General features: G+C 54.3%; 17 protein-coding genes. 8 read left to right on the top strand and 9 right to left on the bottom strand.

What is annotated here, in order from left to right:
* Positions 1-216 precede the first annotated feature (216 nt).
* Positions 217-1,893, bottom strand: coding sequence for a glutamine--tRNA ligase/YqeY domain fusion protein (locus BLR09_RS11390; RefSeq protein WP_093201907.1), 1,677 nt, complete (start codon positions 1,891-1,893; stop codon positions 217-219).
* 174 nt (positions 1,894-2,067) lie between these two features.
* On the opposite strand from BLR09_RS11390, the gene BLR09_RS11385 reads away from it, so the two are divergent.
* On the top strand, positions 2,068-2,901 hold the full coding sequence (locus BLR09_RS11385) for a universal stress protein (RefSeq protein ID WP_093201905.1): 834 nt from the start codon (positions 2,068-2,070) through the stop codon (positions 2,899-2,901).
* Positions 2,902-3,019: 118 nt separating this feature from the next.
* On the opposite strand, the gene porU2 is transcribed toward BLR09_RS11385, so the two are convergent.
* From porU2 to BLR09_RS11370, 3 genes are read right to left on the bottom strand one after another with little or no spacing between them, the layout of a single operon-like run.
* Complete coding sequence (gene porU2 / locus BLR09_RS11380) at positions 3,020-7,936, bottom strand: putative type IX secretion system sortase PorU2 (RefSeq protein ID WP_176785523.1); 4,917 nt, start codon at positions 7,934-7,936, stop codon at positions 3,020-3,022.
* A gap of 33 nt (positions 7,937-7,969) precedes the next feature.
* A complete protein-coding gene (locus tag BLR09_RS11375) occupies positions 7,970-9,106 on the bottom strand; it encodes a hypothetical protein (protein WP_093201900.1) in 1,137 nt (378 codons plus the stop codon).
* The gene (locus BLR09_RS11370) at positions 9,103-10,044 is read right to left on the bottom strand and encodes an acyltransferase family protein (RefSeq protein ID WP_093201898.1); all 942 of its coding nucleotides are present in this window, start codon (positions 10,042-10,044) and stop codon (positions 9,103-9,105) included. The genes BLR09_RS11375 and BLR09_RS11370 overlap by 4 nt, the downstream gene beginning before the upstream one ends.
* On the opposite strand from BLR09_RS11370, the gene BLR09_RS25685 reads away from it, so the two are divergent.
* The 6 genes from BLR09_RS25685 (at position 10,043) to BLR09_RS11345 (ending at position 17,108) form a co-directional block, all read left to right on the top strand.
* Complete coding sequence (locus tag BLR09_RS25685; protein ID WP_218126646.1) at positions 10,043-10,267, top strand: hypothetical protein; 225 nt, start codon at positions 10,043-10,045, stop codon at positions 10,265-10,267. The two genes, BLR09_RS11370 and BLR09_RS25685, sit on opposite strands and share 2 nt — an antisense overlap.
* 17 nt (positions 10,268-10,284) lie before the next feature.
* Entirely contained in the window at positions 10,285-10,626 is a 342-nt protein-coding gene (locus BLR09_RS11365) for a PadR family transcriptional regulator (protein WP_093201896.1), read from the top strand.
* A gap of 45 nt (positions 10,627-10,671) precedes the next feature.
* Positions 10,672-13,158 carry a GIN domain-containing protein gene (locus BLR09_RS11360; RefSeq protein WP_093201894.1) on the top strand — a complete coding sequence of 829 codons (2,487 nt, stop codon included), beginning with the start codon at positions 10,672-10,674 and terminating at the stop codon, positions 13,156-13,158.
* An 84-nt stretch (positions 13,159-13,242) separates the two neighbouring features.
* Positions 13,243-14,718, top strand: a complete 1,476-nt coding sequence (locus BLR09_RS11355; protein ID WP_093201891.1) for an NAD(P)H-hydrate dehydratase — start codon at positions 13,243-13,245, stop codon at positions 14,716-14,718.
* A 114-nt stretch (positions 14,719-14,832) separates the two neighbouring features.
* Positions 14,833-15,348 (top strand): DUF4136 domain-containing protein, encoded by a 516-nt coding sequence (locus BLR09_RS11350; RefSeq protein ID WP_176785522.1) that lies wholly within the window; start codon positions 14,833-14,835, stop codon positions 15,346-15,348.
* A gap of 368 nt (positions 15,349-15,716) precedes the next feature.
* Positions 15,717-17,108: a BamA/TamA family outer membrane protein gene (locus BLR09_RS11345; protein WP_093201886.1), complete on the top strand. Its 1,392-nt coding sequence runs from the start codon at positions 15,717-15,719 to the stop codon at positions 17,106-17,108.
* 117 nt (positions 17,109-17,225) lie between these two features.
* Here the strand turns inward: BLR09_RS11345 and BLR09_RS11340 are convergent, their stop codons facing one another.
* Together BLR09_RS11340 and BLR09_RS11335 are read right to left on the bottom strand one after the other, a co-directional pair.
* Positions 17,226-17,813 carry a LutC/YkgG family protein gene (locus tag BLR09_RS11340; RefSeq protein WP_093202856.1) on the bottom strand — a complete coding sequence of 196 codons (588 nt, stop codon included), beginning with the start codon at positions 17,811-17,813 and terminating at the stop codon, positions 17,226-17,228.
* A gap of 5 nt (positions 17,814-17,818) precedes the next feature.
* Positions 17,819-19,198 carry a lactate utilization protein B gene (locus BLR09_RS11335; protein ID WP_093201883.1) on the bottom strand — a complete coding sequence of 460 codons (1,380 nt, stop codon included), beginning with the start codon at positions 19,196-19,198 and terminating at the stop codon, positions 17,819-17,821.
* A 562-nt stretch (positions 19,199-19,760) separates the two neighbouring features.
* Between BLR09_RS11335 and BLR09_RS11330 the strand changes: the two genes are divergently transcribed.
* Entirely contained in the window at positions 19,761-20,141 is a 381-nt protein-coding gene (locus BLR09_RS11330; protein ID WP_093201881.1) for a hypothetical protein, read from the top strand.
* Between the two features lie 135 nt (positions 20,142-20,276).
* On the opposite strand, the gene BLR09_RS11325 is transcribed toward BLR09_RS11330, so the two are convergent.
* From BLR09_RS11325 to BLR09_RS11315, 3 genes are read right to left on the bottom strand one after another with little or no spacing between them, the layout of a single operon-like run.
* Positions 20,277-21,011: a (Fe-S)-binding protein gene (locus tag BLR09_RS11325; RefSeq protein ID WP_093201878.1), complete on the bottom strand. Its 735-nt coding sequence runs from the start codon at positions 21,009-21,011 to the stop codon at positions 20,277-20,279.
* A 54-nt stretch (positions 21,012-21,065) separates the two neighbouring features.
* Positions 21,066-22,445 (bottom strand): FGGY-family carbohydrate kinase, encoded by a 1,380-nt coding sequence (locus tag BLR09_RS11320; RefSeq protein ID WP_093201876.1) that lies wholly within the window; start codon positions 22,443-22,445, stop codon positions 21,066-21,068.
* Positions 22,446-22,502: 57 nt separating this feature from the next.
* The gene (locus BLR09_RS11315; RefSeq protein ID WP_093201873.1) at positions 22,503-23,780 is read right to left on the bottom strand and encodes a sugar isomerase; all 1,278 of its coding nucleotides are present in this window, start codon (positions 23,778-23,780) and stop codon (positions 22,503-22,505) included.
* Between the last annotated feature and the right edge of the window lie 170 nt (positions 23,781-23,950).

Genomic DNA, 23,950 nt, shown 5'->3' with positions numbered 1-23,950 from the left:
CTTTTTTGTTGTAAAAACGGCTTTAAGCTGTATGCTATAGGCTTTAAGCGATGTGTGCGCCCTGAGTTGCGCTCGCAAGATGGCAGGAAATTTCAAAGGCTTTAGGCTCTGTTCGATAGGCTATAAGCTATGTGCCTGAATTGCTCTCACCGCAATGGCAGGTAGACCTGCCTATAGCTTAAAGCTTATAGCCTACAGCCAATACCTGGCCGCCTCCTACTTCTTCTTCTGATCTTTCGCCCAGGAATCTTTCAGGCCTACTGTCCGGTTGAATACCAGTTTTTGGTCTGTCGAGTCCGTATCCAGGCTGAAGTACCCCTTGCGCAGGAACTGGTAGGGGCCTTTGATAGAGGCCACCGCAGGTTCTGCAAACGCCTGCACTACCGAGAGCGAGTCCGGATTGAGGTAATCCTGGAAGTCGCCTTCGGCTTCCGAAAGGTCTTCAACCTTGAACAGACGATCATACAGACGCACTTCCACGGGTACGGCGTCGGCCGCATTGACCCAGTGAATCGTTCCCTGTACTTTCAGCCCGGACGTATCTTCTCCCGACTTGCTTTCCGGTACATAGCTGCAACGCAGTTCGGTTACTTTGCCATCGGCGTCCTTCACTACCTCGTCGCACCGGATGATGTATGCCCCTTTCAGGCGTACCAGGTTGCCGGGAGCGAGGCGGAAGAATTTCTTGGGCGGGTTTTCCATGAAATCGTCGCGCTCGACGAGGATTTCCCGAGAGAAGGGAACCAGGCGAGAGCCGTCTTCGGGGTTCTCCGGGTTGTTTTCGATGGAAAGTGACTCCGTTTGTCCTTCGGGGTAGTTCGTGATCACGACCTTGATCGGATCGGGATCGAGGACTACCATCACCCGCGCCGCGATTTTGTTCAAATGTTCGCGGACGAAAAACTCAAGGTAGCCGATATCGATGAGGTTATCGCGTTTGGCTACGCCGATGCGTTCGCAGAAGTCGCGGATGGCTTCCGGCGTATAACCCCGGCGGCGAACACCTGACAGTGTCGGCATACGCGGGTCATCCCAGCCGGATACGTGCCCTTCGTTCACCAGTTTGAGCAGCTTACGCTTGCTCATGACGGTATAGGTCAGGTTCAGACGGGCAAACTCGTATTGATGAGACGGGAAAATCTCCAGTTTCTCGATCAGCCAGTCGTACAGCGGCCGGTGCGGAATGAACTCCAGCGTACAGATTGAATGGGTAATCTCTTCGATGGAATCCGATTGCCCGTGCGCGAAGTCGTACATCGGGTAGATGCACCACTCGTCGCCTGTCCGGTGGTGATGGGCATGTTTGATCCGATAGAGCAGGGGATCCCGCATGTGCATGTTGGGAGAAGCCATGTCGACTTTCGCCCGAAGCACGCGGCTGCCGTCCGGAAATTCGCCGGCCTTCATCCGTTCGAAGAGGTCGAGGTTTTCTTCGACCGAACGGTTGCGGTAGGGACTTTCCGTTCCGGGCTCTGTGGGCGTGCCTTTCTGGGCGGCGATTTCTTCCGCCGATGAATCATCGACATATGCCAGACCTGCCTGGATCAGTTTTTTTGCAAACTGGAACAACTGCGGGAAGTAATCGGACGCATAGCGCTCCGAGGCCCACTGGAAGCCGAGCCAGTTGATATCCGCTTTGATGGAATCGACATACTCGGTCTCTTCCGTCACCGGGTTGGTGTCGTCAAAGCGGAGATTGGTCTGGCCGTTGTATTGTTTGGCCAGGCCGAAATTCAGACAGATGCTTTTGGCGTGCCCGAGGTGCAGATATCCGTTCGGTTCGGGGGGGAAGCGCGTCAGGACGCGGCCTCCGTTTTTCCCCTCCCGGAGATCGGTTTCTATGATTTCTTCAAGGAAATTCAGGGACTTAACTTCTTTTGACTCTTCCGTCATACGCGGTGCGGCTCGTTAGGATTGGCGAAATTAAGAACGATCCGGTGATTTTGGAACGGGAATAATCACCGGGGCCCATGTTTTTCATTACATCATGACAATTTCGTAACACGGTACCTTTGTCTAAATAAACGGAAAATCCTTCCTTTCGATTCGAAAAACCCTCCGATCACGATGAAAAAAATATTGATTGCCACTGACTTCTCGACCAACGCCCGCCCTGCGCTGGAATACGCCGTGTTCCTGTCGCTGAAAGCCGGAGCGGTGCTGCACGTCCTGCATACGTATATGCCGGTGTATCCGCTGACGGAAACCGTCGCCGGTCCGCCCGTCACTGTCGAATGGGAAGAAGCCTACCGCCACTCTGCCCAGGAAACGCTCGATAACCTCACTGAAGAACTGAAAGCCCGCGGACTGACCGTTGTGTCGCACCTGGAGCTGGGACCGCTGTCGACCGTCGCGACGGATATCGTCAAGCAGGAAGGCATTGATCTGACAGTACTCGGCCGCAGCGAATCCGGCGGCTGGCTGTTTGAACTCTTCGGAAACGTCGCCACTCAATTGCTGGATAACCTGACGACGCCTTTACTCATGGTGCCGGCTGAAGTAACGCATTACAAGATCGATCGCATGGCCTATGCCACGCAGCTCGAATTTGACGAAACCGAGATTCTTGCACAGGTATACGACTGGGCAGACGAAGCGGGCGCCGACGTACACTTGGTACACGTCCGGGCAGCGCATGAACCCAATATCCAGAACGACGACGATTTCATCGAAGATATCCGCAAAACCTTCCCGGACCGGAATACGACCATCCTGGAGCGGGATGCTTCTTCCGTTGTAGATGGAATCGAAGAACTGACGAAAGACGTAGACGCCGACATACTCGTCATGTCTACGCATCACCGGAACCTGTTTACCCAGATTGTCAATCCCAGCAAAACCCGCAAGTTGCTGCTGCATTGTTCGGTACCGACGTTGGTATTTCCGCTGGAAGCGTTGTGAGCAAGGCGAGGTTGTCGTATCCTGGATGCTCTTCGGGATGTTCCGCAGGACATCCCGAAGAGCTAAACAGAACCGTCAAAAAGCAGAAGAGGCTGGGAATTCCCAGCCTCTTCTGCTTTTAACGAAGGATGATTACCCGCCCCGCCGGATTGAAAATCGGCGCAGTGATTGGGAAATCGTCCGTGAACTTGACCTTGTACAGGTAGGTTCCGGCAGGGAGCCTGCCGCCCCGCTGATCGGTCCCGTCCCAATAGTATTCGTTCCGCCCAACGACTAATGGCTGGTTTTCCGAGCTGAGAATTCGCAGCAATTGTCCCTGGAGAGAATAGATCTCAATGTTCATGCCTGCCGGCGCCCGGTCACCCGTGACGATGAGGCTGAACTTCGTCGAAATTTCCATCGGGTTCGGATTAACCATAAACTGAAGCAGGCCGGTTTGAGCAGATACTTTGAAGTCGACCGAGTACGGGAAACCACCGGCAATATTACCTGCGAGGTCCTTACCCTGTACCTGCAACTGATATAGGCCTTCAGGGAGGTTTTTCGGGGTATAAACCGCACGGAAATCGTTTTCCGGCAGTACTTGCCACGTCAGATCCGGATTATTCCGGAAATTCACCCGTACCAGATCCTGATTGGGTCGGGCCAGGTAGATATCGACACCAGAGGTATCTTTCCGGATGTCATTGAGGTTTTCGTCTTTCAGCCGGATGGCAATTTTCGGACTGGAAGAAGTGAACTCTCCGTTTCGCAGCACGCGCCCGTCGAACGTTACTTCCAGCACCGGCGGAACATTATCCGGCGCGACATTCAACACAAACGACACCGTGTTATTGGCATAGCTTAGCTCCGGCTGAGCCTGCGGATTAACAGTCACCGTAATCCGGTTTTCACCCGGTTTGATATTTGAATAGCTCAGCTTGTAGGGTATCGACGCGGCAGGGGCTGCCTTGGTTGTTTTGACAGTCTGAATACCGGCTTTGCTATTCGTGAATACTTCCCGGATAACCAGCGAATCCGGGAAATTGGCACTGCTCAGCAGCACGAAATTGAGCGACTGCTCAAATTTCTGTCCTTCCTGCCATTCGGATACAACCGACGAACGGTAGGACGTCTGCCCCTCCAGACGGGTTACTCCTTCCGGAACCGACTTATAGGTGACGAGCCAGCGTTTCAGTTGCGGCGTCGTTCCGTAAGCCGTCGTTGCGAGCTTTTCTTTCAGCCGGAGATAGGGGTATTTTGTTGCATTGATCGAACTCATGTCGGTTACAGCCGATGTCAGGTTCGAAATCAACAGCGTTTCATTTCCCTGAAAATCCGTTCCATATACTTCGAGCGAGCTGGTTTGCTGCGGGCCGCGGTTAACCTGCTGACGAAGCTGGCCCCAGCGGGTAGTAGGCCCGATGAGCGTCGTGGTGATGGCTCCCGACGTGTACGAATCGCCAAGGGAGTAATTGCTCAATGAAAGCGTCGTCGTGTCCCCGGCGGCTTGTGAAACCGGCGCCCGCCATACCAGCGGCGTGGTTTCTCCCTTGCGGGTCAGGAGGATAAACGGATGCCCTGCCTTGAGTTGATCCAGCTTGGAAGCGTCGGCGCCGAGTGCAGCGATTTTCTGCTTGAGGGTGGCCGGCCAGGTCGTGAAATCCACTTTGCCGGAGGGGAAGAGCAGGACAAAATCGCCGGTGGCAATGCCATCGAGGTACTTGTCGAGCAGACCGTCCGCAATATTTTTATCCGTAAAGTAATTCGATGCAAAAGGGGAGTTCCCGCATAGCTGGGAAGGAACGATGGAATACGGCGTCAGATCCGTTTTGGCAAAGGATACCGCAATCAATGTATTCTCATTGCAGTTTCCGTTGGTTACCATGAGCAGGTTATTCAGACTGAGTTGCGTCTGTTTGAAGGCTGCCGCCTGGGCGCCGGCGCCGACTACCTTGAGGTTGATGATCAGTTTATTCGTCTGGAAATCCCACCGGGAGCCGGTCAGCGTCACCTGGTTTTTAATAGCGCTGGCAAACTGCGCGCCGGTACTTTGTGACCAGCCGTCTTCCACACCTTTGATATACGTAAAGGAATGCGAGGTCCATTGGTTGTCGGAACTGACAGCCTTGTCTGCATCCCGCACACGCCAGTAGTAAACGGTACTGTCAGTGGTTAGAAGACTAACTTTCCAGCCTTCTGAATTTGACGACGGCAGTGTCGTAGTTTTCTTAAAAGCACTGCTAAACGTCGCCGCCGTATCGAGTTCATACAGGATATTGGGGGTGCCGGTGACGGTCGACAGCGGCGTATATTCTGCTAATAGCCGGACCGTCGGCGTATTGTTTTCCTGCGTTCCGACAATGGCGAAGTCCTGCGGAAGCACCGGCCGCGCCAGCGATCCCGGAATGACATAATCCAGCGTTGCCTTGTTGTTGGCTTTGCTCAGTTCGTCGATTTCGTTGTCCGGGTCGACGACCACCTCAAAACGGTTGTTCCCGCCGCCGGTACCGGAGTTGGAAACCGAGAAGTAAAGCGTATCCTGAAAAGCGACATTCTGGAAAGAACGTGTGCCGAGATCGAGAATAATGCCGTTGGACAGCGTCCGCTTGACACCCACTTTCACCTTGCCTGTCAGCGTCCGGCCGAGGTTACTGACCACCACGCCAACGCGGAACGAATCAACCGACGCGACTACTTCCTGTCCGTTAAAGCTTCTCAGGAAAATAGAACTCGGGCTGACCGCATAATCCGGCTTGGTGTAGGGGAAAGGAACAACGGCGGGGTCACCCTGGAGGAGAAACTGCTGGGAATGCCCAAGCGCCATTTCACCCGGATATTGCTTGATAAAGTTCCGGATGGTATTGATCAGCGACGTACCAACGGTTTGGCCATAGGAAGTCGGTTTGTTAAATAGCTCGTCATAAAACGCCGTCGAAAATCCGTTCAGGTACGTCGGAAATCCGCTGAACGTCGTCGCCAGCATCAGGATAGCTCCCCGGTCAGCCGTATTGATCCAGTCACTGCTGAAGGTCAGTTTGGGATCATTATTAAAGATATTGCCGGCGTCGCATCCGTTGATGAGTACAATGGGGTACTTACCCTTGTTTTTGTAACCGAGGAGGTCGTTCGAGACATAACCTACGTCGATATCCGTGATCGACGGACCGGAGTGTCCGAAGAACGTCAGCATACCGATGCCGTCGTTTACCTTGCTGGTAATGTTGATGAACTCGACCGGATCGTCCGTTTTTTTGGAAAGGATGGATACATTCGCTCCCAGGCCTTTTGTGGCCGTATTCTTATAGGCTTCGACGTAAGTTTTAAAGAGGGAGAGCTCTCCGGCTGTTTTTCCGCCGCTCAGGTTGAGAAAATTCTTGCGCCAGAGAGCCGGTTCCTCGGATTCGTATTCCTTGACCTTGTTCAGGTAGGCCAGTATTTCGTCCGGCGTTGAAACACTGAGCCGTCCGACCGGAATAGCCGGAACGTCAGCTTCGCCTTTCAGTCCGTCGACCAACACGTTGTCTGAACCGGGCCAACCGCCGTTCGGGACGTAATTCATTGAATAGAAATTCGAAATAGAACGGTAGTACTGCGGGTGGATAGTTCGTCCTACAAGCAGCATGTTTTTCGGATTTCCGTTTTGAACCATGTAGTCAGCGAAATGCCGAATGGCAACGCCGCTACGTTCTCCGTAGTTAAATTGGTTGGATAGCAAGTTAATATCTACAACCAGCGTATCATGTTTACCGCCGGCTTGCGAAGCGCGGTAGGCCGCGTACCCTTTGACGATATCCGTAAAGCCTCCGGCCGGTTTCTGCAACCGTTTGTCGGTAATGATCAGGTAATTGTGTTTCGTCGGGTCGATTTTACGGAATCCGACGGGCGTAATAGCTGAAACGGTTTTTGCAGCACGGTTAACCCAAAGCTCGCGGCTGCTTTGCGTATTGGCAATTCCGGCAGTCAGTACGCCCCCGGCAAGCGTGCCGCTGACGCGCTGAATATTTCCGGGTTGGGTGACATCATAAATCTGATCGGCTGCCGTGGCAGCAGCGAGTTGCAGCAGGGATGTTCCACCTGCATTGGCCCGGAGTCGGAATGTTTTTCCGGCGGCTACGCCGTCCAGTGTTGTTTTTTGCGGGTAGGTAAGTTTCAGCCAGACGGGAACGATGGATTCGTTAGTGGTAACCGTCGCAGCCGATTTGACGTTGGCCACGAGCTGGCTCGCAGAAAAATCACTCCATTCCAGGTCCTGCCGGATCAGGGGCAGGCCGTAGTTACTGAAATTCAGGGTGGTCAATAGCCTGGTTTGCGCAGCGGCCGGTCCGCCGCGAATTTCAACGATATGTGCGTCCGGTGTTTCTCCGTATACGGTAAGTTCCAGTTTCGGCTTACCTCCGGTCTGCTCAGCGTTTTTCACGGAAAAGACGTAATCTTTCCCGTTACCTTTCTTCATACTGGCATCCATGTACCCTTTTCCGACCTCGTAGTTGCTCAGTGTCATACCGGAGAGGTAGCGTACGCCGATGGGGTAGGTGGGGCCAACTGCATACCAGGAAGTTGGAAGGAGCAGGTTTTCCTCGAAATGATAGGTTTCAGCCTGCAAACCCGCAGTCGAGGGGGCCGGAGCCGTCGCCATGCGCTTTCCGGATCCGTTATCGACCCGGAAGGTCAGGAAGTAATAGGTGGTGTCGCTGAAAAGGCTGACGTATTTGTTCGTCTGAAGTTTCGGATCACGATAGAGGGAAGAGTCGCGCCCGCCGTCGTTCCGGACGCCGTAAAACTCGATAAAATCACCGGTATCCAGTTTCCCATCCTGTTCTCCGCTGATGTAAATCGCCTGTTCGGTACCTTGTTTGAACAGCTGGATTTTGGTGGGATTGGTCTGAACCGGGAATCCGGCTTTCTGAAGCTGATCGTATGGAATCCGATAGATTCCTTTGTCCACTACCGGGATCTTAAAATAGGTCTGGTCGTAGTTGATCCATTCGTTTCCAAAACGAGCCTGCTGGGCCTGTCCGGGACGCCCGAAAAGGGAGACCAGGAAAGCTGCCATCAGTACTATGCGGGTTGCTGACATATTTGTGGGCTATAGACCGGGGATAATAGTATGTAATAAAGTACGCAATTTAAGTATTTCTCTGGGGAGCAGATTCCCAATGGTAACTGCCATGAAAAATAGCGACACAGGTATTCGTATTTTCGACCATTCGCGTGCGCGGCTGGGCAAGGACAGCCAATCCAGTAGTGCTATACAGACAAGCAGTGTAGCCGGAGCCAGCAGCCGGTAGCCGAGCACATCAAACGGACTCAAAAATCGTAAAAAAGTAACGATTACACTATATCCTGCGGCAACATACAGCAGGATTCGCCGGCGGCTGATACCGGTTTCCCATTTTCTGAATGACAGCCGGTATACCCGGATGACGCCCACCGCCAGACCCGCCTGCAGCACAAGCCCTGCCCACCACAGTATATCGGAAGGCGGAGCGTCACGGACCAGCACCGCTTCGTTGAGCCAGCCTGACACACCGTCGCCGATCACAACCGGCAGCGGCTCCGTCTCCACGAAACGCGGACCGCCCCATACGTGATCTCCCAGGATTTTGTTCAACCCGAAATAAGCGGCATACCCGGCCAGTAGTATCGCAGCCGGTCCGGACGTACGACGGCCGGAAACCTGCCGGAAGAAAAAGGGTACTATACCGGTAAGTATTCCCAGAAAACCGCCGACATACCGGACCAGAAACAGGCACGCAGCGGGAATCAGGTAGCGAATGACATGGGTCTTTCCTTCCAGAAAGCGGGCCAATCGGTGAGCCGCCACGACGAGAACCGTAACAAACAGGGTTTCGGACCAGGTATACGTCGCCAGTTTCAGCAGGTATCCTGCCGCCAGCGCCGGAACCAGCGCCCGCTCCCGGTATTCCCGGTAAAGAAAAAAGAGCAACCCCCAGATAGCCAGGAGATTGACGACTTTGGAAGCCCATAGCCCGGGAAGGCCGGTGAGCAATTGGATCAGCGCAATCGCTGCCGAGTACCCGATGGGCCACATGGAGTTCCAGGAACCCTCCCACACATAACCCTTACCCGCGCGAAGCGCCTCGGCAGAAGCAAGATAACCATAGGAATCCGGCGTCCGCCCCAGGTCGGCAGCCTGCGGTATGGCCGCAAAAAGCAGCAGCCCGTACACGAGCGCGATCAAAAGGAGCCAGCGGACGGTCATGAAGCGGGTAGGGGTTGCGGTTCGGTGAACCGGTGAAATACCCCGGCAAATATCCGGCAGAGAATTGCCGCGAGTATAACTATTACCAGGCGACCCGGTTCGGAAACGACCCAGCGCGCCGCCAGGTGCGTCAGACGGGTACCAATCGGGATATGTGTCAGAAACAAGGCATAGGACGTCCTCCCGCCCCAGTCAGGCAGGCGAAAGTCAGCCAGAATAATTCCAAAAGCCAGCATAGCTCCAAGCCAGTGCAGCCAGGTTTCCCGATTAGCTGCAAAGCTGAGTGCCGCAAGCGCGGCTGTACCGGCGGCAAACCAGCCAGGTGACAACCGCTGCTCCCGCCGCATCCAGAGTACGGTACCCAGCCCGAAATACCCCATGTAATGCAGGAAATTCAGGTGATCCGGAATGCGCAGTGCCGGTATCGCCAGCAACACGAGAGCAAGTACCCGGGCCGAAGACGGCAACCGAAAAAACAGCGGTGCCAGCAACGCCATGAACAGGTAAAACTGCCATTCCACAAAGAGCGTCCAGTAAACGGCATTGATGAACGGCAGGTCGAACAGCGCATTCACGTGAAGGGCATTCAGAAGCAGAAGAAACCACTGCGGTGAAAAAGGCTGTCCCCGGTATCCGGGTGCCAGGGAAGAAAGGGCATTCAGCACCACAACCAGCGCGACAGACGCCAGGAAGGCCGGTTCAAGCCGACGGATCCGTCGCCGGACAAACGGAATAAGCGCCTGCCGCCGCGCCAGACTGCGGCCGATAACATAACCGCTGATTACCCAGAATACCTGAACGTGAAACGGATTATTATTCAGAACAACGAGAACCGGCGATTCAGAATGAAACAAGCCGTCTCTTCCGAGATGGAAGAGACAAATGGAAAAAGCCGTCAGGCCCCGAAGCGCATCAATCGAACGTATCCGATCCGTCATGCTGCAAAACTATCTTTTTTCAGGACAAACCGCCGGACCGTTCGACAACCCGCCATTGGACACGCCGAATGAACCGTTCTTCCCTTTTTTCTGCAATCCCGGAAAAATAGGTAGCCAACTACCTTGCATAGCAAAGTACCTGTCATTACTTTTGTATCGTAAACCGGATCTGGATTCAGTGCCGGTGTTTGGTTGGGGCGGACGCGTTCCCGGCCGGTGCTGAACTAAACATCACGCGAAATGAACCTCGAAAATGCTCAGGTGCAGATGCGCAAAGGAATTCTTGAATTCTGCATACTGCACATCATCTCGCGGGGGGAGGTATACGCCTCCAACATGCTGGAGGAACTGACTGCGGCCAAGATTATGGTCGTGGAAGGAACACTCTACCCGCTTCTGACCCGACTCAAGAACTCGGGCCTGCTGGACTACAAATGGGTGGAGTCTTCCTCGGGCCCTCCGCGCAAGTACTACATCCTGACCGAAGACGGACGCAATTTCCTGAATCAGTTGCAATTGACCTGGGATGAGCTTCAGACTTCCGTCAATCAAATCGTGACGAAAGACGGTAAGAGCGTATAACGGAGGGACGGCCTCCATCAAGCCAACATTTCATTCATTGAACCGATGAAAAAGACCATATCCATAACAATTGCAGGCGTTGTTTTCTATATCGAAGAAGACGGCTACGATCGCCTGCAAGGCTATCTGGAAGCGATCAAAAGGTATTTTGCGACGTATGACGGAAGCGCGGAAATCATCGAGGACATTGAAGCCCGGGTGGCCGAAAAGTTCTTCGATAAACTGAAAAAAGAAGACAAGCAGGCCGTGACCGCGGAGGACGTCGATGAACTCATCCGCGCCATGGGTACCGTTGCCGACTTTGAAGCCATCGAAGAGGAAGAAGACCTCGCCGGCCGCAAAACCACTACCGCCGGGCAGGCGTCTGCCCCCCGTCCGGAACCGGCTGCCGCTGCTGGCACTCTTCCGGGTCAGCGCAAAATGTACCGCGATACCCGTCGGAAAGTACTCGGCGGTGTGTGTGCCGGGATTGCACATTACCTGAACGTCGATCCCCTCTGGATTCGCCTCGCTGCACTCACTCTCTTCATCGGCTCCCCGATTTTCGGCGGTATGACCGATCTCGGTGAACTCTTTGGCCCTGTCAGCGGCTTCGTATTCATTATTTACATCGCCTGCTGGGTGTCCTTCCCCGGAAATCCGAACCTGGAGGAAGACGAAAAGCTGAAGAAGCTCTACCGTGACCCCGAAAAACAAGCCCTTGGCGGCGTGGCAGCAGGGGTAGCCGCTTATACCGGCTGGGACCTCGGCCTCATCCGCTTTGTCTGGGTACTGAGCGTGTTGTTTTTCGGTTTCGGACTGATCCTGTATTTCGTTCTCTGGGCGATTACGCCTACGGCCAAAACCCTGACAGACCGGATGAAAATGCAGGGGGAGCCTATCACGCTGACGAACATCGAAAGCAACATCAAAAAGACACTCAACGTCGAAAACGCACCCGTGGAAAGCACGGCGACGAAGGTGCTCTTGTTTCCCTTTCGGGCGTTGGCGGCCATTTTTGAAGGATTGAATCCGTTTTTTGCCTTTATCCTCGTCCTGATCCGGATACTTGCCGGCGTGGCGCTCGTCGTTGTCGGAATCGGCGGCATCATCGGCCTGATGGTTCTCCTCGGTGTCGGACTTGGTATTTCCCAGTCAGAACACATGCGCTTCGGTGACGTGCCGGTAGGCCTCCTGAACGACGCGTCTCCCTGGATGTTTGTTTTCGCCTTTATTGGGATGGTGGTTCCGTCCATCGCCATCGGTCTGGCCGGGATTTCACTTCTTGCGAAGCAGAATTTCTTCAAACCGGTTGTTTGGCAGACCCTCCTGGGGCTCTTCCTGGTCGGCGCCGTCGGTTCAGCCGTGATGATTCCGCAGTATGCTGCCAATTATTCACGACGCGGTACGGTCGAGCGAACTTCCTACCTCAAGCCTGCCGGAACGCCGGTGTTTGACCTGCGGGCGACGGGCGACGAGAACTTCAGCCACTCCCGGATTTCTCTGGAAGGATACGATGGTGCGGATGTAAAAGTCGTACAGGAGTTTTCAAGTCGCGGAAAGAGCCGCAGCGAAGCCGAAAAACAGGCCTCTCAGCTCGGCTACCATGTAACGGAAAAGGATTCCATGCTTGTCTTTGACAGCAACTTCCAGATTCCGGACAATGTGCCTTTCCGGAGCCAGGAGCACCGCGTCAAAATCTACGTTCCATACGAAAAGACGTTCTCGATGACGGAAGAATTTGCCGGATTCGTGACCAACCGGTTCCCGTGGGCGTTGTTCGAAAAAGACCTGTTTGAAGGTTCTTTGTGGAAATTCACCCGCGACGGCGAATTGATTTCCATCAACCGCGAACTGCCGGAAGAAGAGTATGGCGACGACAACAACGGCGACGACCACGAGTACGAAAGCCGGATCGGACAAGGTGTGGCGAAGGACTTCAAACTCAATGACTTCAGGCAACTGGAAATCGCAGGTGGTTTTGCGGTCGAAGTCAAAAGAGGCGCTGAATACCGGGTGACTGTCTACGCGGAAAGCGAACGCAAGCACGAAGACATTCAGGTACGGGTGGAAGGCAATACGCTGAAAATCGGCCGGAAAAACAAGTGGTTTGGCGGTTTCCGCGGCGGTCGTCAGAGTGTCCGCATCGAAATGCCGGATCTCGAAGCGGCTGAATTCACCGGAGCGGTATCCGCCATCGTCAAAGGATTCGAAAAAGTCCGGGGCGTAGAGGTATCCGGTGCTTCCCGCGCCACGTTCATGGGCCTGAATGCCGACGACGTAGAGGTGGACGTACACGGCGCTGCCACGCTGACGCTGATGGGAGTAGCCAAACACGTCAACGCCGATATTTCCGGCGCGGCAAAACTGGAAGCCTACAGCCTGAAGGCGGACGATGTGGAAGTAGACGCTTCCGGCGCCTCTCACGGCAATATCTTCGCCAAAAGCCGGCTCAATGTATCGGCGTCCGGCGCCAGCCACATCCGGTACAAGGGCGAAGCCAAAGTCGAGGAAAGTACCTCCGGCGGCAGCTCTGTTTCCCGCGAGGAATAATCTTTTGAATGACCTGCTCATTACCTGCCCGGGATTCCTGATCTTGGGCAGGTTTTTTTATGGACTATTCAAAACGGTGCCGGTATGAAAATCTTTTCCGCTGACCAGATCCGCGCCTGGGACGCCTACACCATCTCCCATGAACCGATTTCCTCGCTTGATTTGATGGAAAGGGCTGCTACAGCCCTGACCGACTGGTTACTACGAACCGGCCTGGCGCGCCGCGACGGTCATATTCTGTGCGGGATGGGAAACAACGGCGGAGACGGTCTCGTCGTAGCCCGCCTGCTGCACCAGGCGGGGTATCCGTGCCACGTGTGGATCGTACGGCATGCGGAGAAGGCTTCGGCTGATTTTGAAGCAAACCTGGCACGGTATCGACACCTGGCAGGCGTTACGTGGGTCGAGGAAGCGATGGAAATCCCCTCCGATACCCTCGTCATCGACGCCCTGCTGGGATCGGGACTGAACCGCTGTGCCGCCGGGCCGCTGGCGGAAGTAATCCGGGCGGTTAACGCGTCGGGTTCGACCGTCGTCTCCATAGACATAGCTTCCGGTCTCTTTGCCGACAGGCCCAATCAGCCGGATGACGCGATTATTGAGCCGGCCTATACCGTCGGTTTTCAGGTACCGAAACCGGCTTTTCTGCAACCGGGAAATGCCCGGTTTGTGGGGCGCTGGCAGGTATTGGACATCGGGCTCGACCGCCGGTATGAAAAACAGACGCCGGCCAGCCGGTATTTTACAGATAGTCAGTCGCTTCCGTCACTGCGAAACCGTGCTGTATTTGCGAACAAGGGCAATTTCGGACATGCGCTCCTGATAGCCGGAAGCTATGGAAAGGTAGGCGCGGCTGTTCTCGCTTCCCGCGCGTGCCTGCGCAGCGGCGTGGGACTATTGACCGTACATGTGCCGGAATGCGGCTACTCAGTCTTGCAGACAGCGGTGCCGGAAGCGATGTGTCTGGCGGATGAGCATCCAAAGATGATTACCGGAGTACCTGACCTGTCTTCCTATACCGCGATAGGAGTCGGCCCCGGTCTTGGTAAAGCGCAGGAGACGGTCCGGATGCTCGACGAGCTTTTATTAAAATTGGGAGGAAAGCCGGCCGTTTTTGATGCAGATGCCCTGAATATCCTGGCCGATAACCCCGAATGGCTTACCCGTTTGCCGAAAAATTCCATCCTGACGCCTCACCCGAAGGAATTTACCCGCCTGCTTGGACGTACCTGGGCCGACGACTACGAAAAACTGGACTTACTCCGGGCTTTCTGCAAGCGGTATAGCGTTGTGACGGTACTGAAAGGACAGCACACGATCGTCGCGACGCCCGAAGGGGAACTTCATTTCAATTCAACCGGAAACCCGGGAATGGCCACCGGAGGTACAGGCGATGTGCTGACCGGCATTCTGACCGCGCTGCTGGCGCAGGGACCGCCTCCTGCTGACGCTGCCATTCTCGGCGTATACCGCCATGGGGAAGCCGGAGACCGCGCAGCAGCCCGCAAGGGCGAACCGGCGCTTATTGCCGGCGATCTGCCCGAATTCCTGCATTGGTAATGATGTTGATAATCAGCTAAGTAAAGTGTACAAAAACTTAATGTTAAGAAATTGTTAATTTTAGAATAAATAATAGTTAATTCGAACAGTGTCACCTTTTTACTGCAGCGCACTGTGAGAAATATACTCTATATCGCCTTGCTGGCCTGGCTGGGAGCGGCTTGTGCCGGCACTACCAACAAACTGAAAGTGAATACCACGGCCGACAGCCGCGTATCACTTGCCTATAACAAAACCTATTCTGTGCTTCAGAGTGCTGATTTCCAGAAGATTTCTGAGAATGATCAGGCCTATGTGCTCGATGAGATCGATACCCAGATGCGGGCGCGGGGATACGAGAAAAAAGAAGAAGGGGGAGATTTGTCGGTCGTCTTTTCGGTCTACAGCGATAATTTCAACGGGAAACAGGATCCCTCTCTGCCGACCCTGAAATTCCGGAAAGGAACGTTGCTGATTCACATTGTTGACGAAACCCTGAACCGTTCCGTATGGATGGGATATGCGTCAGGCCTGTTCCAAAAGACCCGGGAGCTGGATGAACGCGGTCTGCGTTTTGCCACCCGTCGCATCCTGGACGAGTATCCTGCGCTGGCCTATGGCTATGTTCCGGCGCGGGCGCCCCAACGATAACCAACAGCGTAATTGTGCAGAAACGGAGTCCGGGAGGGCTCCGTTTTTTTGTTTACAACCGGGTAAAAAAAATTCGCCAACCCCATTGGGGTCGGCGAATCCGTTCTTGATCTTTCTTCCCATTTGAAAACCATATCGTCGAAAGCCTGGCTGTTTTTTGGTAATAAACAGGGCAGCTTGTCTGGTCGGATCAGGAGGCGCGTTCATTTCGCACCAAATAATCTTTTTGCAATAATACGGCGAATATTGAAAAATGTAAAGAAATAGTTGAATTTTTTTACGTAGGATTATTTTAATATGTCCGCTCCCGAAGTTATTGCCGCCCGTCCTCCCTGAAATCGGTAATTTTGGGGGCAAGTCAACCCTGTATGCTTCTATCTGTCTTTAGTGCGTTACTTCATTTTCAGTCAGTTAGCCCGGCGCTACCCGATTCCGGGTATGTGATCGTGAAAGAAATCCGGCTGACCGGAAACCGGAAGACCAAAGATTTTATCATCCGCAGGGAATTGGATTTTACGGAAGGAGATACGCTTTGGCAGTCTTCACTGTCCGAACGGATCGAAAAAAACCGCCGGAAAGTCTTCAATACGAACCTGTTTGTGACAGCGGATGCGAAGGTGGATCAGACCAATCCGAAAGAGGCGATCGTGGAGTTCGACCTCCGGGAGCAATGGTATATCCTCGGCTTTCCGATCTTTCAGTTAGCCGACCGGAACTTCAACGAATGGTGGTATGAACGCAACCGGGACCTGAGCCGGACCATCTACGGCGTCAATCTGCGGCATTACAATGTGCGGGGGCGCGCCGAGCAGTTGCGCGTTAATCTCGAGTTCGGATTTGCGCGGTACCTGGAGTTTGCTTACCGCATTCCGTATATCGACCGGAAACGGAAACTTGGCGTGACAGTTGGCGCTTCCTATAACACCACCAAAAACCTGGCGTACCGGACCGATGCCGACAAGCTCGTCTACCTAAAAGGCGAAGACCTGCTCCGGGAGCGGTTTTACGCCAACGTCATCTTCCGCCGGCGCAACAAGTACTACGACTTCCAGAACCTGGAGCTTCGGTACGCCACGCACACCATCGCGGATACCGTCGCCCGGATCAACCCCAACTACTTTCTCAACGGCCGGACCCGGCAGAAGTACTTCCTGGCGTCGTATGGCTATACCTATGATTTCCGTGATAAGGCGCAGTACCCCCTCCGTGGCTTTACCTTCAGCGCAGTGCTGAACCGGTATGGATTGCTTCCGGGAGATGATATCGACCTGACGGATCTCACGGTAGGTTTCAACCGGTATAAGCCCCTCGGGGGGCGTTGGTACTTCGGGATGGCGGCGGAAGCAAAAACCTCCTATCCCCAGCGGCAGCCGTATTTGCAGACACGGGGATTGGGGTACCTCAACGACCTGGTCCGGGGATATGAGCTGTTTACGATCGACGGGCAGCACTATGCCTACATCCGGAATACCCTCCGGTACCAGCTGTATGACAAAAAAATCTTCCTGAAACCGCTCCGGAAAATCCGCCAGTTCAATACGCTGCCGATCGAAATTTATCCGAACGTATTTGTCGACGGCGGGCAGTCCTGGAATCAATACAACAAACTGAATAACAGCCGCTTCGCTAATCATTTTCTCTTTGGCTACGGCGTTGGGCTGGATGTGGTTACCTGGTATAATGCCGTACTCCGTTTTCACTATGCCTTCACGCGGGACGGTGTCGGAGGTTTCCGGTTCAACGTCGCCAGGGAATTCTGAAACGAAAAAAGCTGCCCCGTTCTGAGACAGCTTTTTTTCTGTGAATTCTGTGTTTTCTGTGAGAACATCATTTTTATTTTTCTCACAGAAAGCACAGAATTCACAGAAAACGGGGTATCAACCAATAAGGTACACGATCAAACTGCGTGCTCCGTGAGCGCCGACCACGAGCGACTGCTCAATATCCGCTGTTTTGGACGGCCCCGCAAGGAACGTACCGAAGCCGGTCGCTGCCGGCGCGATGCGCTGATACGCTTCATGCATATTGGCTACCAGCGTTTCTGCCCGTATCACCAGCGCCAGGTGTTGCGTGATGAACGGGAGTACCCGGTGCCCCATCTCCTTTTCACTGATCCAGATCGCAGCATTCTCGGCGACGCCGAGCTGCCCTGGAATAATCGCCAGCTCGATGTGCTCGAGGTCATGCGGATCGGTAACCGGCGCGAGGGAGAACGTCGCCAGCGATTCAAGACCCGGGACGGTAACGGCGATGGTCGACAGGTCGCCAAAATGCTCCTGTACCTTAATTTTGACCGCTTCGAGGTCGGGTACTACTTCCGCCCTGCCGCCAATCGACTGCAATACCTGCCCGAATTGCGCCACGAGATCAGGGTACTCGGTACGGAACGTAAACTGATCGGGGAGGGGCATCGCGGCGGGTTTGTTTTGCCGGATAGCGCCCAGAATTTTATCCCTGCTGCTCATTGTATTCATGGATTGGCCCTGTTCTTTTCCCACCACTGCCGGAAGCTCTCTTTGGGAGCTTCGGGAAGCTCGCGGTGTTTACTCCAGGGGTTCAGCGGATTATTACCGGCCCAGGGGGCGATGCGCAATGCCGTTCGGGCCGTATTGAAACTGAGCCGGAACAGCGTCGGGCTGGCCAGTACTTTGGCAGCTACTGACAGGCTGGCTTTCTTCATGCCGCCGACGTACCCTTCTTTGGCGAGTACCTGCCGCCATTTATATAGCTGATCGTGGATATCGATCTTCACCGGGCAGACGTTCGAACAGCTTCCGCACAAGGTACTGGCAAACGGAAGGTCGGCATTCTTGCGCATGTCGAGGTTCGGCGCCAGAATAGATCCGATCGGCCCTGCTACCGCATTATGGTAGCTGTGCCCGCCGCTTCGGCGGTAAACGGGGCAGGTATTCATACATGCACCGCACCGGATACATTTCAGGGAGTTACGGAAGTCTTCGCGACCCAGCTGGGTACTCCGCCCGTTGTCGACAATGACAATGTGCATTTCCTGGCCGGGCCGCGGCTTGTGGAAATGACTGGAATAGGTAGTAATCGGCTGGCCGGTCGCGCTCCGCGCGAGCAGCCGCAGGTATACGCCCAGGTGTTCAGCCTTCGGAATAATCTTCTCAAAGCCCATACAGGCAATGTGCACATCGGCCAGGTGTGCGCCCATATCGGCATTGCCTTCATTGGTACAGACGACAAAGCCTCCGGTTTCGGCAATGGCGAAATTAACGCCGGTCAGGGCTACCCGCCGGGTCAGGAATTTTTCGCGCAGGTGCTGCCGGGCGGCTTCAGTAAGGTACTGCGGGTCTGTCGCGCCTTTTTCGGTGCCGAGGTGCTCGTGAAAGGTTTCGCCGACGTCCGATTTCTTCAGGTGAATGGCCGGGAGAACGATGTGGCTCGGCGGTTCTTTCCGGAGCTGCACGATGCGCTCGCCGAGGTCGGTATCAATGACTTCGACGCCGTTGGCTGAGAGAAAATCGTTCAGGTGACATTCTTCCGTAAGCATCGACTTGGACTTCACCATTTTGTCGACGCTGTGTTTCCGTAGAATAGAGAGGATAATGGCGTTGTGCTCGGCGGCATCAGCAGCCCAGTGAACCGTCACGCCGTTTTCCTGTGCCTTGCGCTCGAACGATTCGAGCAATTCGTCCATGTGCGAGAGGACGTGGAACTTGATACGGGAGGCAGCCTCCCGCAGGTCCTCCCATTCCGGCAACTGGACGGAAGCCCGGTCCCGTTTCTGGCGTACCCACCAGAGGGTTTCATCGTGCCAGTTGACCCGCGGTTCGTCCCGGTTAAATACCTCAGACGCCGCCGCGTGATCCAGTGCAGGGTGACTCATAGCATTTCAGTTAAAGCGACTCGCTGTGTTAAGAGCGGTAATCTGTTCTCCTAACCGCTTTCCGTCTTGAAAAAACAAAAAAGTATCCATCGCTCCGGGCGGTACTCTACCGGTCTGGTATGGATTGGTACTTTCCGGGGAAGCCTTCCGGGCAGTTGACGGGCGGCGAATTTCCCTGAAAAAGGGCCCTTCTTTATGTTATATAGAAGTGGGGCCGGGGCATTCGCTGCTTAAATTCCTGAATGACAGTACTGCTTAAAATTCAACAATTGAACTTTTCCGTGAAAACCTTAAGACTCTGCCGGCCTCTTCAGGTGTACTTTTTAAAAAACTTTAAAAATTACCGTTGTACTTTTTAAACAACTTTCGGTACGCAACACATAACTATTGTACTTTTCTAATTTATGGGTGGCACCGTAAAAGGAATTTTCGGCTCTTAACATTGGGGTAATTGACTCATAATCAAACTGTGTGCAACTTTGCATCATCCAAACGACGAAACGCAACGCGAAAAAGTCAAGTAGGGTTCTTTTGTATTTTTCCCATTTAAAATCATAAAGCGATGAAAAAGTCAATCAACTTTATCCTGGCCCTCGTTACCCTGTTGACGGTAGGTGCTTCTGCAGCTGTTAATTCTGATCCTGCTAAGGAAACCGTAAAGGCTAATCCTTACAACGCGCAACTCGCACAGGACGCTCAACTGCGTTTCCAACTGACGTTCCAAAATCCCGATAAGCAAAAAGTAACGATCGCGATCAAGGACAAGGAAAACGCCACGCTGTTCGCTGAAACGACGACCAACGCCACCTACCTCCGCCTGTTCGACCTGTCGACCCTGGGTGATGGTAAGTACACGTTCGAGGTACAAGGTGCCAAGAACCGCTATACGCAATCATTCGAGATCTCTACGCAAACCAACCGCGTCGTTCTCGCACGTAACTAGTACATCGGTGGTTTTCCGCCAAACCATCCCGCAGAACGTGAGTTTTGCGGGATTTTTTTTGGTTTTCAGTTTTCAGTCTTCGGTTTTCAGTTGGGGTAAACGGATACGTCCGCCTGTCCAACTGAAAACCGAAGACTACTCCGCATTCAATATCTCCGCAATATGCACCACCTTCACCGGGCTTTGCTGCCGGCGGAGGATGCCTTCGAGGTGCATGAGGCAGGAAACGTCGCCGCCGGTGATGTATTCGGCGCCGTGACGTATGTGATCTTCTACACGATCTTTCCCCATTTTAGAGGACACGGCTTCTTCGGCGACAGCAAACGTCCCTCCAAAGCCACAGCATTCGTCTTTCCGGTCGAGTTCCACCAGTTCAATGTCCTGAACCAGGCTCAGCAGCTGGCCCGGCTTGGAAAAGGCCGGTGCATTGAGCTCGCTCATCTGGGAGGTATGCAGGCCGCGCTGCCCGTGGCAGCTCTGGTGGACACCTACGCGGTGCGGAAATCGCGCCGTTAGCTTGTCGACCTTCAATACATCCGTCAGAAATTCCGTCAGTTCGTAGACGCGGTGGCGGATGGTATCGGCTATGCCCTGATTTTCAGGAAAATGCAGGTGGTCCTTGACGTGCAGTACACAGGAGCCGGAAGGGGAAACGATGTAGTCATACCCCCGGAAATTCCGGACGAAATTGGCGTCGCAGCCGGTTGTCAGATGCTGAAAACCGGAGTTGGCCATCGGCTGCCCGCAGCAGGTCTGATCTTTCGGGAAATCCACTTCACAGCCCAGTTTTTCGAGGAGTTCGAGTGTAGCAATGGCTACCCGGGGATAGAACTGGTCAACGTAACAAGGTACAAAAAGGGCAACTTTCATGGCACACGCTCGCCGGGATGAGCCGGCTTCAGAATTGTCGGAAACAGAGACCGGTCAAAGATACACCGCTTTCTTCAGCGTAAACTGGCTGCCGTCGAACGGCTTTTCCTTGTTCCAGGCATCTTCGATGACCAGTGCCGCGCCAAGTGCCGACGCCTGCGCAATCTCCGATGCCATTACTTCGCATTCCGGAAAGGCCATAGCCAGCAGCTGGAGGTAGATTTCGTTTCGGCTGAAGCCTCCGTCTACAAAAATCCGGCGGATGGCGGTATTACCGCGGGCGAGGCGAACCGACGCTACCTGCTGCGCCATCAGGTCGAGCAGAAGCTGGTGATAGGCCTCCTCATAGCTGCTGAAATCGTTCAGGTTTCGTTCCGAAAACGTTGAATCTTCGAGCGAACCCAGTTTGGCTGTATCGGCGGATGCCTGTTTGAACCGGCTCTTCAACGAAAGAAGAATGCTCTCATCAAAAGATACCCGCTTATAGTAGGAAAGTTCCGTCTGAAAATAGTCGGCCAGGTGACGTACCGCCCGTTCGTGCTCGTTGCCGGCAAAGAGGCGCGACGCCTTGACCGGATCACCCCGGAAGCTGAGGTAGCTCAGGCAATCCTGCCGCAGCTCGTGAATCGTCAGGTTTTCGGTACTGAACGGGTTCATGGTGATGCACCAGGTACCCGTCGAAATCAGCAGAAAAGGCTCATGCCCGAACGCATGCAGGTACGGTACCAATGCCGCCGAGCTGTCGTGAATACCGATGCCGACGGGCATCTGCGGCCGGCTAGCCGACGGCGCCGTTACGAACGACGGCAATACCATCTGGCCCAGCGAATGCAAGCCTTCTTCGAATACCCAGCGGTGGTACTTGCGCTGGGCAAAGTCCCATAGCCCGGTATGGCAGCCGACGCTCGTAATCTCTGATACGGCCCGGCGGGTGAATACAAAACTGAGGTACTGCGGCAGGTGGAGGGAATGCTCAATCTGCCAGAAAAGCGGCGATTTCTCATACTTGATCCAGTACAGCTGCATGCCCGAATTGAGCATACCCAGAATGGGCGAAGCCGTTGTCGCCGCCCATTCCAGTTCAGGGCCGTAGTGCGAGTCGAACCGCTGCCGCAACTCCACCGGAAAGGGCTTGAGGTAATTATACAGCGGCGTCACCGGTGTCCCTTCCTTATCTATGTGTACCAGACTGGCGCCATAGCCCGAGAAATTCAGTGCACGGATGGAAAACCGGTCGTCTGCCAGTACTTCTTCAAAGCTGGCCAGCAGCCAGTCTGACAGCCAGGCCAGGTTATCGCCGTGAAATCCGTCGTCATCCGGAATTTCGTCAAACGTTTCCTGCTTTTCGTATACGATGCGGTAGTCCTGATCAAAAAGCAGGAGCTTCTTGTTCGTTTTCCCGATATCGAAGATGGCTGCACACGGAATCGACATAGTGGCTGGAAGTCAGGTGAAGAGGGGAAAGGAACGGGAATCACTCCCGTTCCTGAATTACAATCCTGTCGCGACGGCTTTCAGGCCGCGCGTTTCGATGAGTTTCCGGCGTATCTGCTGCTCCCGGAAAAGACCGAGGGGCGAAATAGCCGCGCCGGCGCGGAGGCGCGCTTCGGCGAGTAATGGCCGCAGGTCGGTCCGGAAAGCGGCCTGCAAAATCTCCTGCGCGGCAGCTACATCGTTGTTTTCCCGGGCGTTTTCGAGTGCCGTTCGGTCTACGAGCAGCGCTTGTGCATATGCCAGTTTGATGGCTTCGACCGACTGGAGCAGGTCTTCGAGCGGATCTTTGACGTTGTGTGACGCATCGATCATCCAGCCGAGACCGGTGGCGTGATCGAGACCGCGGGCGTCCATTCCGTCAGCCAATTCATTGAAAATCAGGAATAGCTGATACGGTTTGATACTGCCGGCTGTGAGGTCGTCGTCTCCGTATTTCGAGTCGTTGAAATGGAACCCGCCGAGTTTTCCTTCCATGAGCAATAGCGAAACGATCTGCTCAATGTTGGCATTCGGGAGGTGGTGCCCCAGGTCAACCAGCGTATAGGCCTTCGGACCGAGTTTGGAGGCGTACAGGTACGACTGGCCCCAATCGCCCACCGTCGTCGAATAGAAATTCGGCTCAAATGCCTTGTATTCGACGAAGATTTTCCAGTCGGCCGGCAGGGCGGCATAGATTTCCCGAAGACCGTCCAGCGTCCGCTCAAAAGCCTTCCGGAAGCTGAGCTGACCGGGGAAGCTGGATCCGTCGGACAGCCAGACCGTCAGCGATTTGGAGCCGAGGGCTTCCCCGTGACGGATGACGTCGATATTATGCTCCACGGCCTGTTTCCGGACGCGGGCATCGGTATGTTGCAGGGAGCCAAATTTGTAGCTATGCGCCTGTCCGGCCTGGTCCTGAAAGGTATTCGAGTTCATCGCATCGAATACCAGACCGTGGCTGGCGGCGAGTTGCTTGATCGCTTCGCCATCGGACGGGATATCCCAGGGAATATGCAGGGAAATAGCGCCGCTGGATTTGTTCAGGGCATGGAGAAGGCCTACATCGGCGATTTTCTCCTCGAGGCTCCGGGGCTCGCCGCCGCCTGCAAACCGGCCGAAGCGGGTACCGCCCGTTCCCAGCGCCCAGCTCGGAATGGCAATCTGAAAGTCAATCAGGCGGGCGAGGATACGCTCCGCAGTCTCCGAACCCAGCTCTTCTGCGAGAAAGGTAAACTTCCGCTGGTGAGCCGCTTCGTGCTGCGCGTTATGGTGGGATAGTTGATAGGGTTCGATCATCGGAAATCAGTTTACTGTTTTCGGGTAACGGTTTTCGGTTTGCAGTTTACCGTTTTCAGTTTTCGGAATACAGGAAAGTCGTTTCAGAAATGACAGCGAAGTCTCTGTGCAACCCTGTTTTATCTTGAAACTGAAAACCAGTTTACCGATTTCGGTTGACAGGGCTGCTG

This window comes from Siphonobacter aquaeclarae (assembly GCF_900103285.1).
GTDB classification, from domain to species: domain Bacteria; phylum Bacteroidota; class Bacteroidia; order Cytophagales; family Spirosomataceae; genus Siphonobacter; species Siphonobacter aquaeclarae.
The sequence above is the reverse complement of the archived record's forward strand: the minus strand, read 5'-3'. Positions and strand labels throughout refer to the sequence as shown.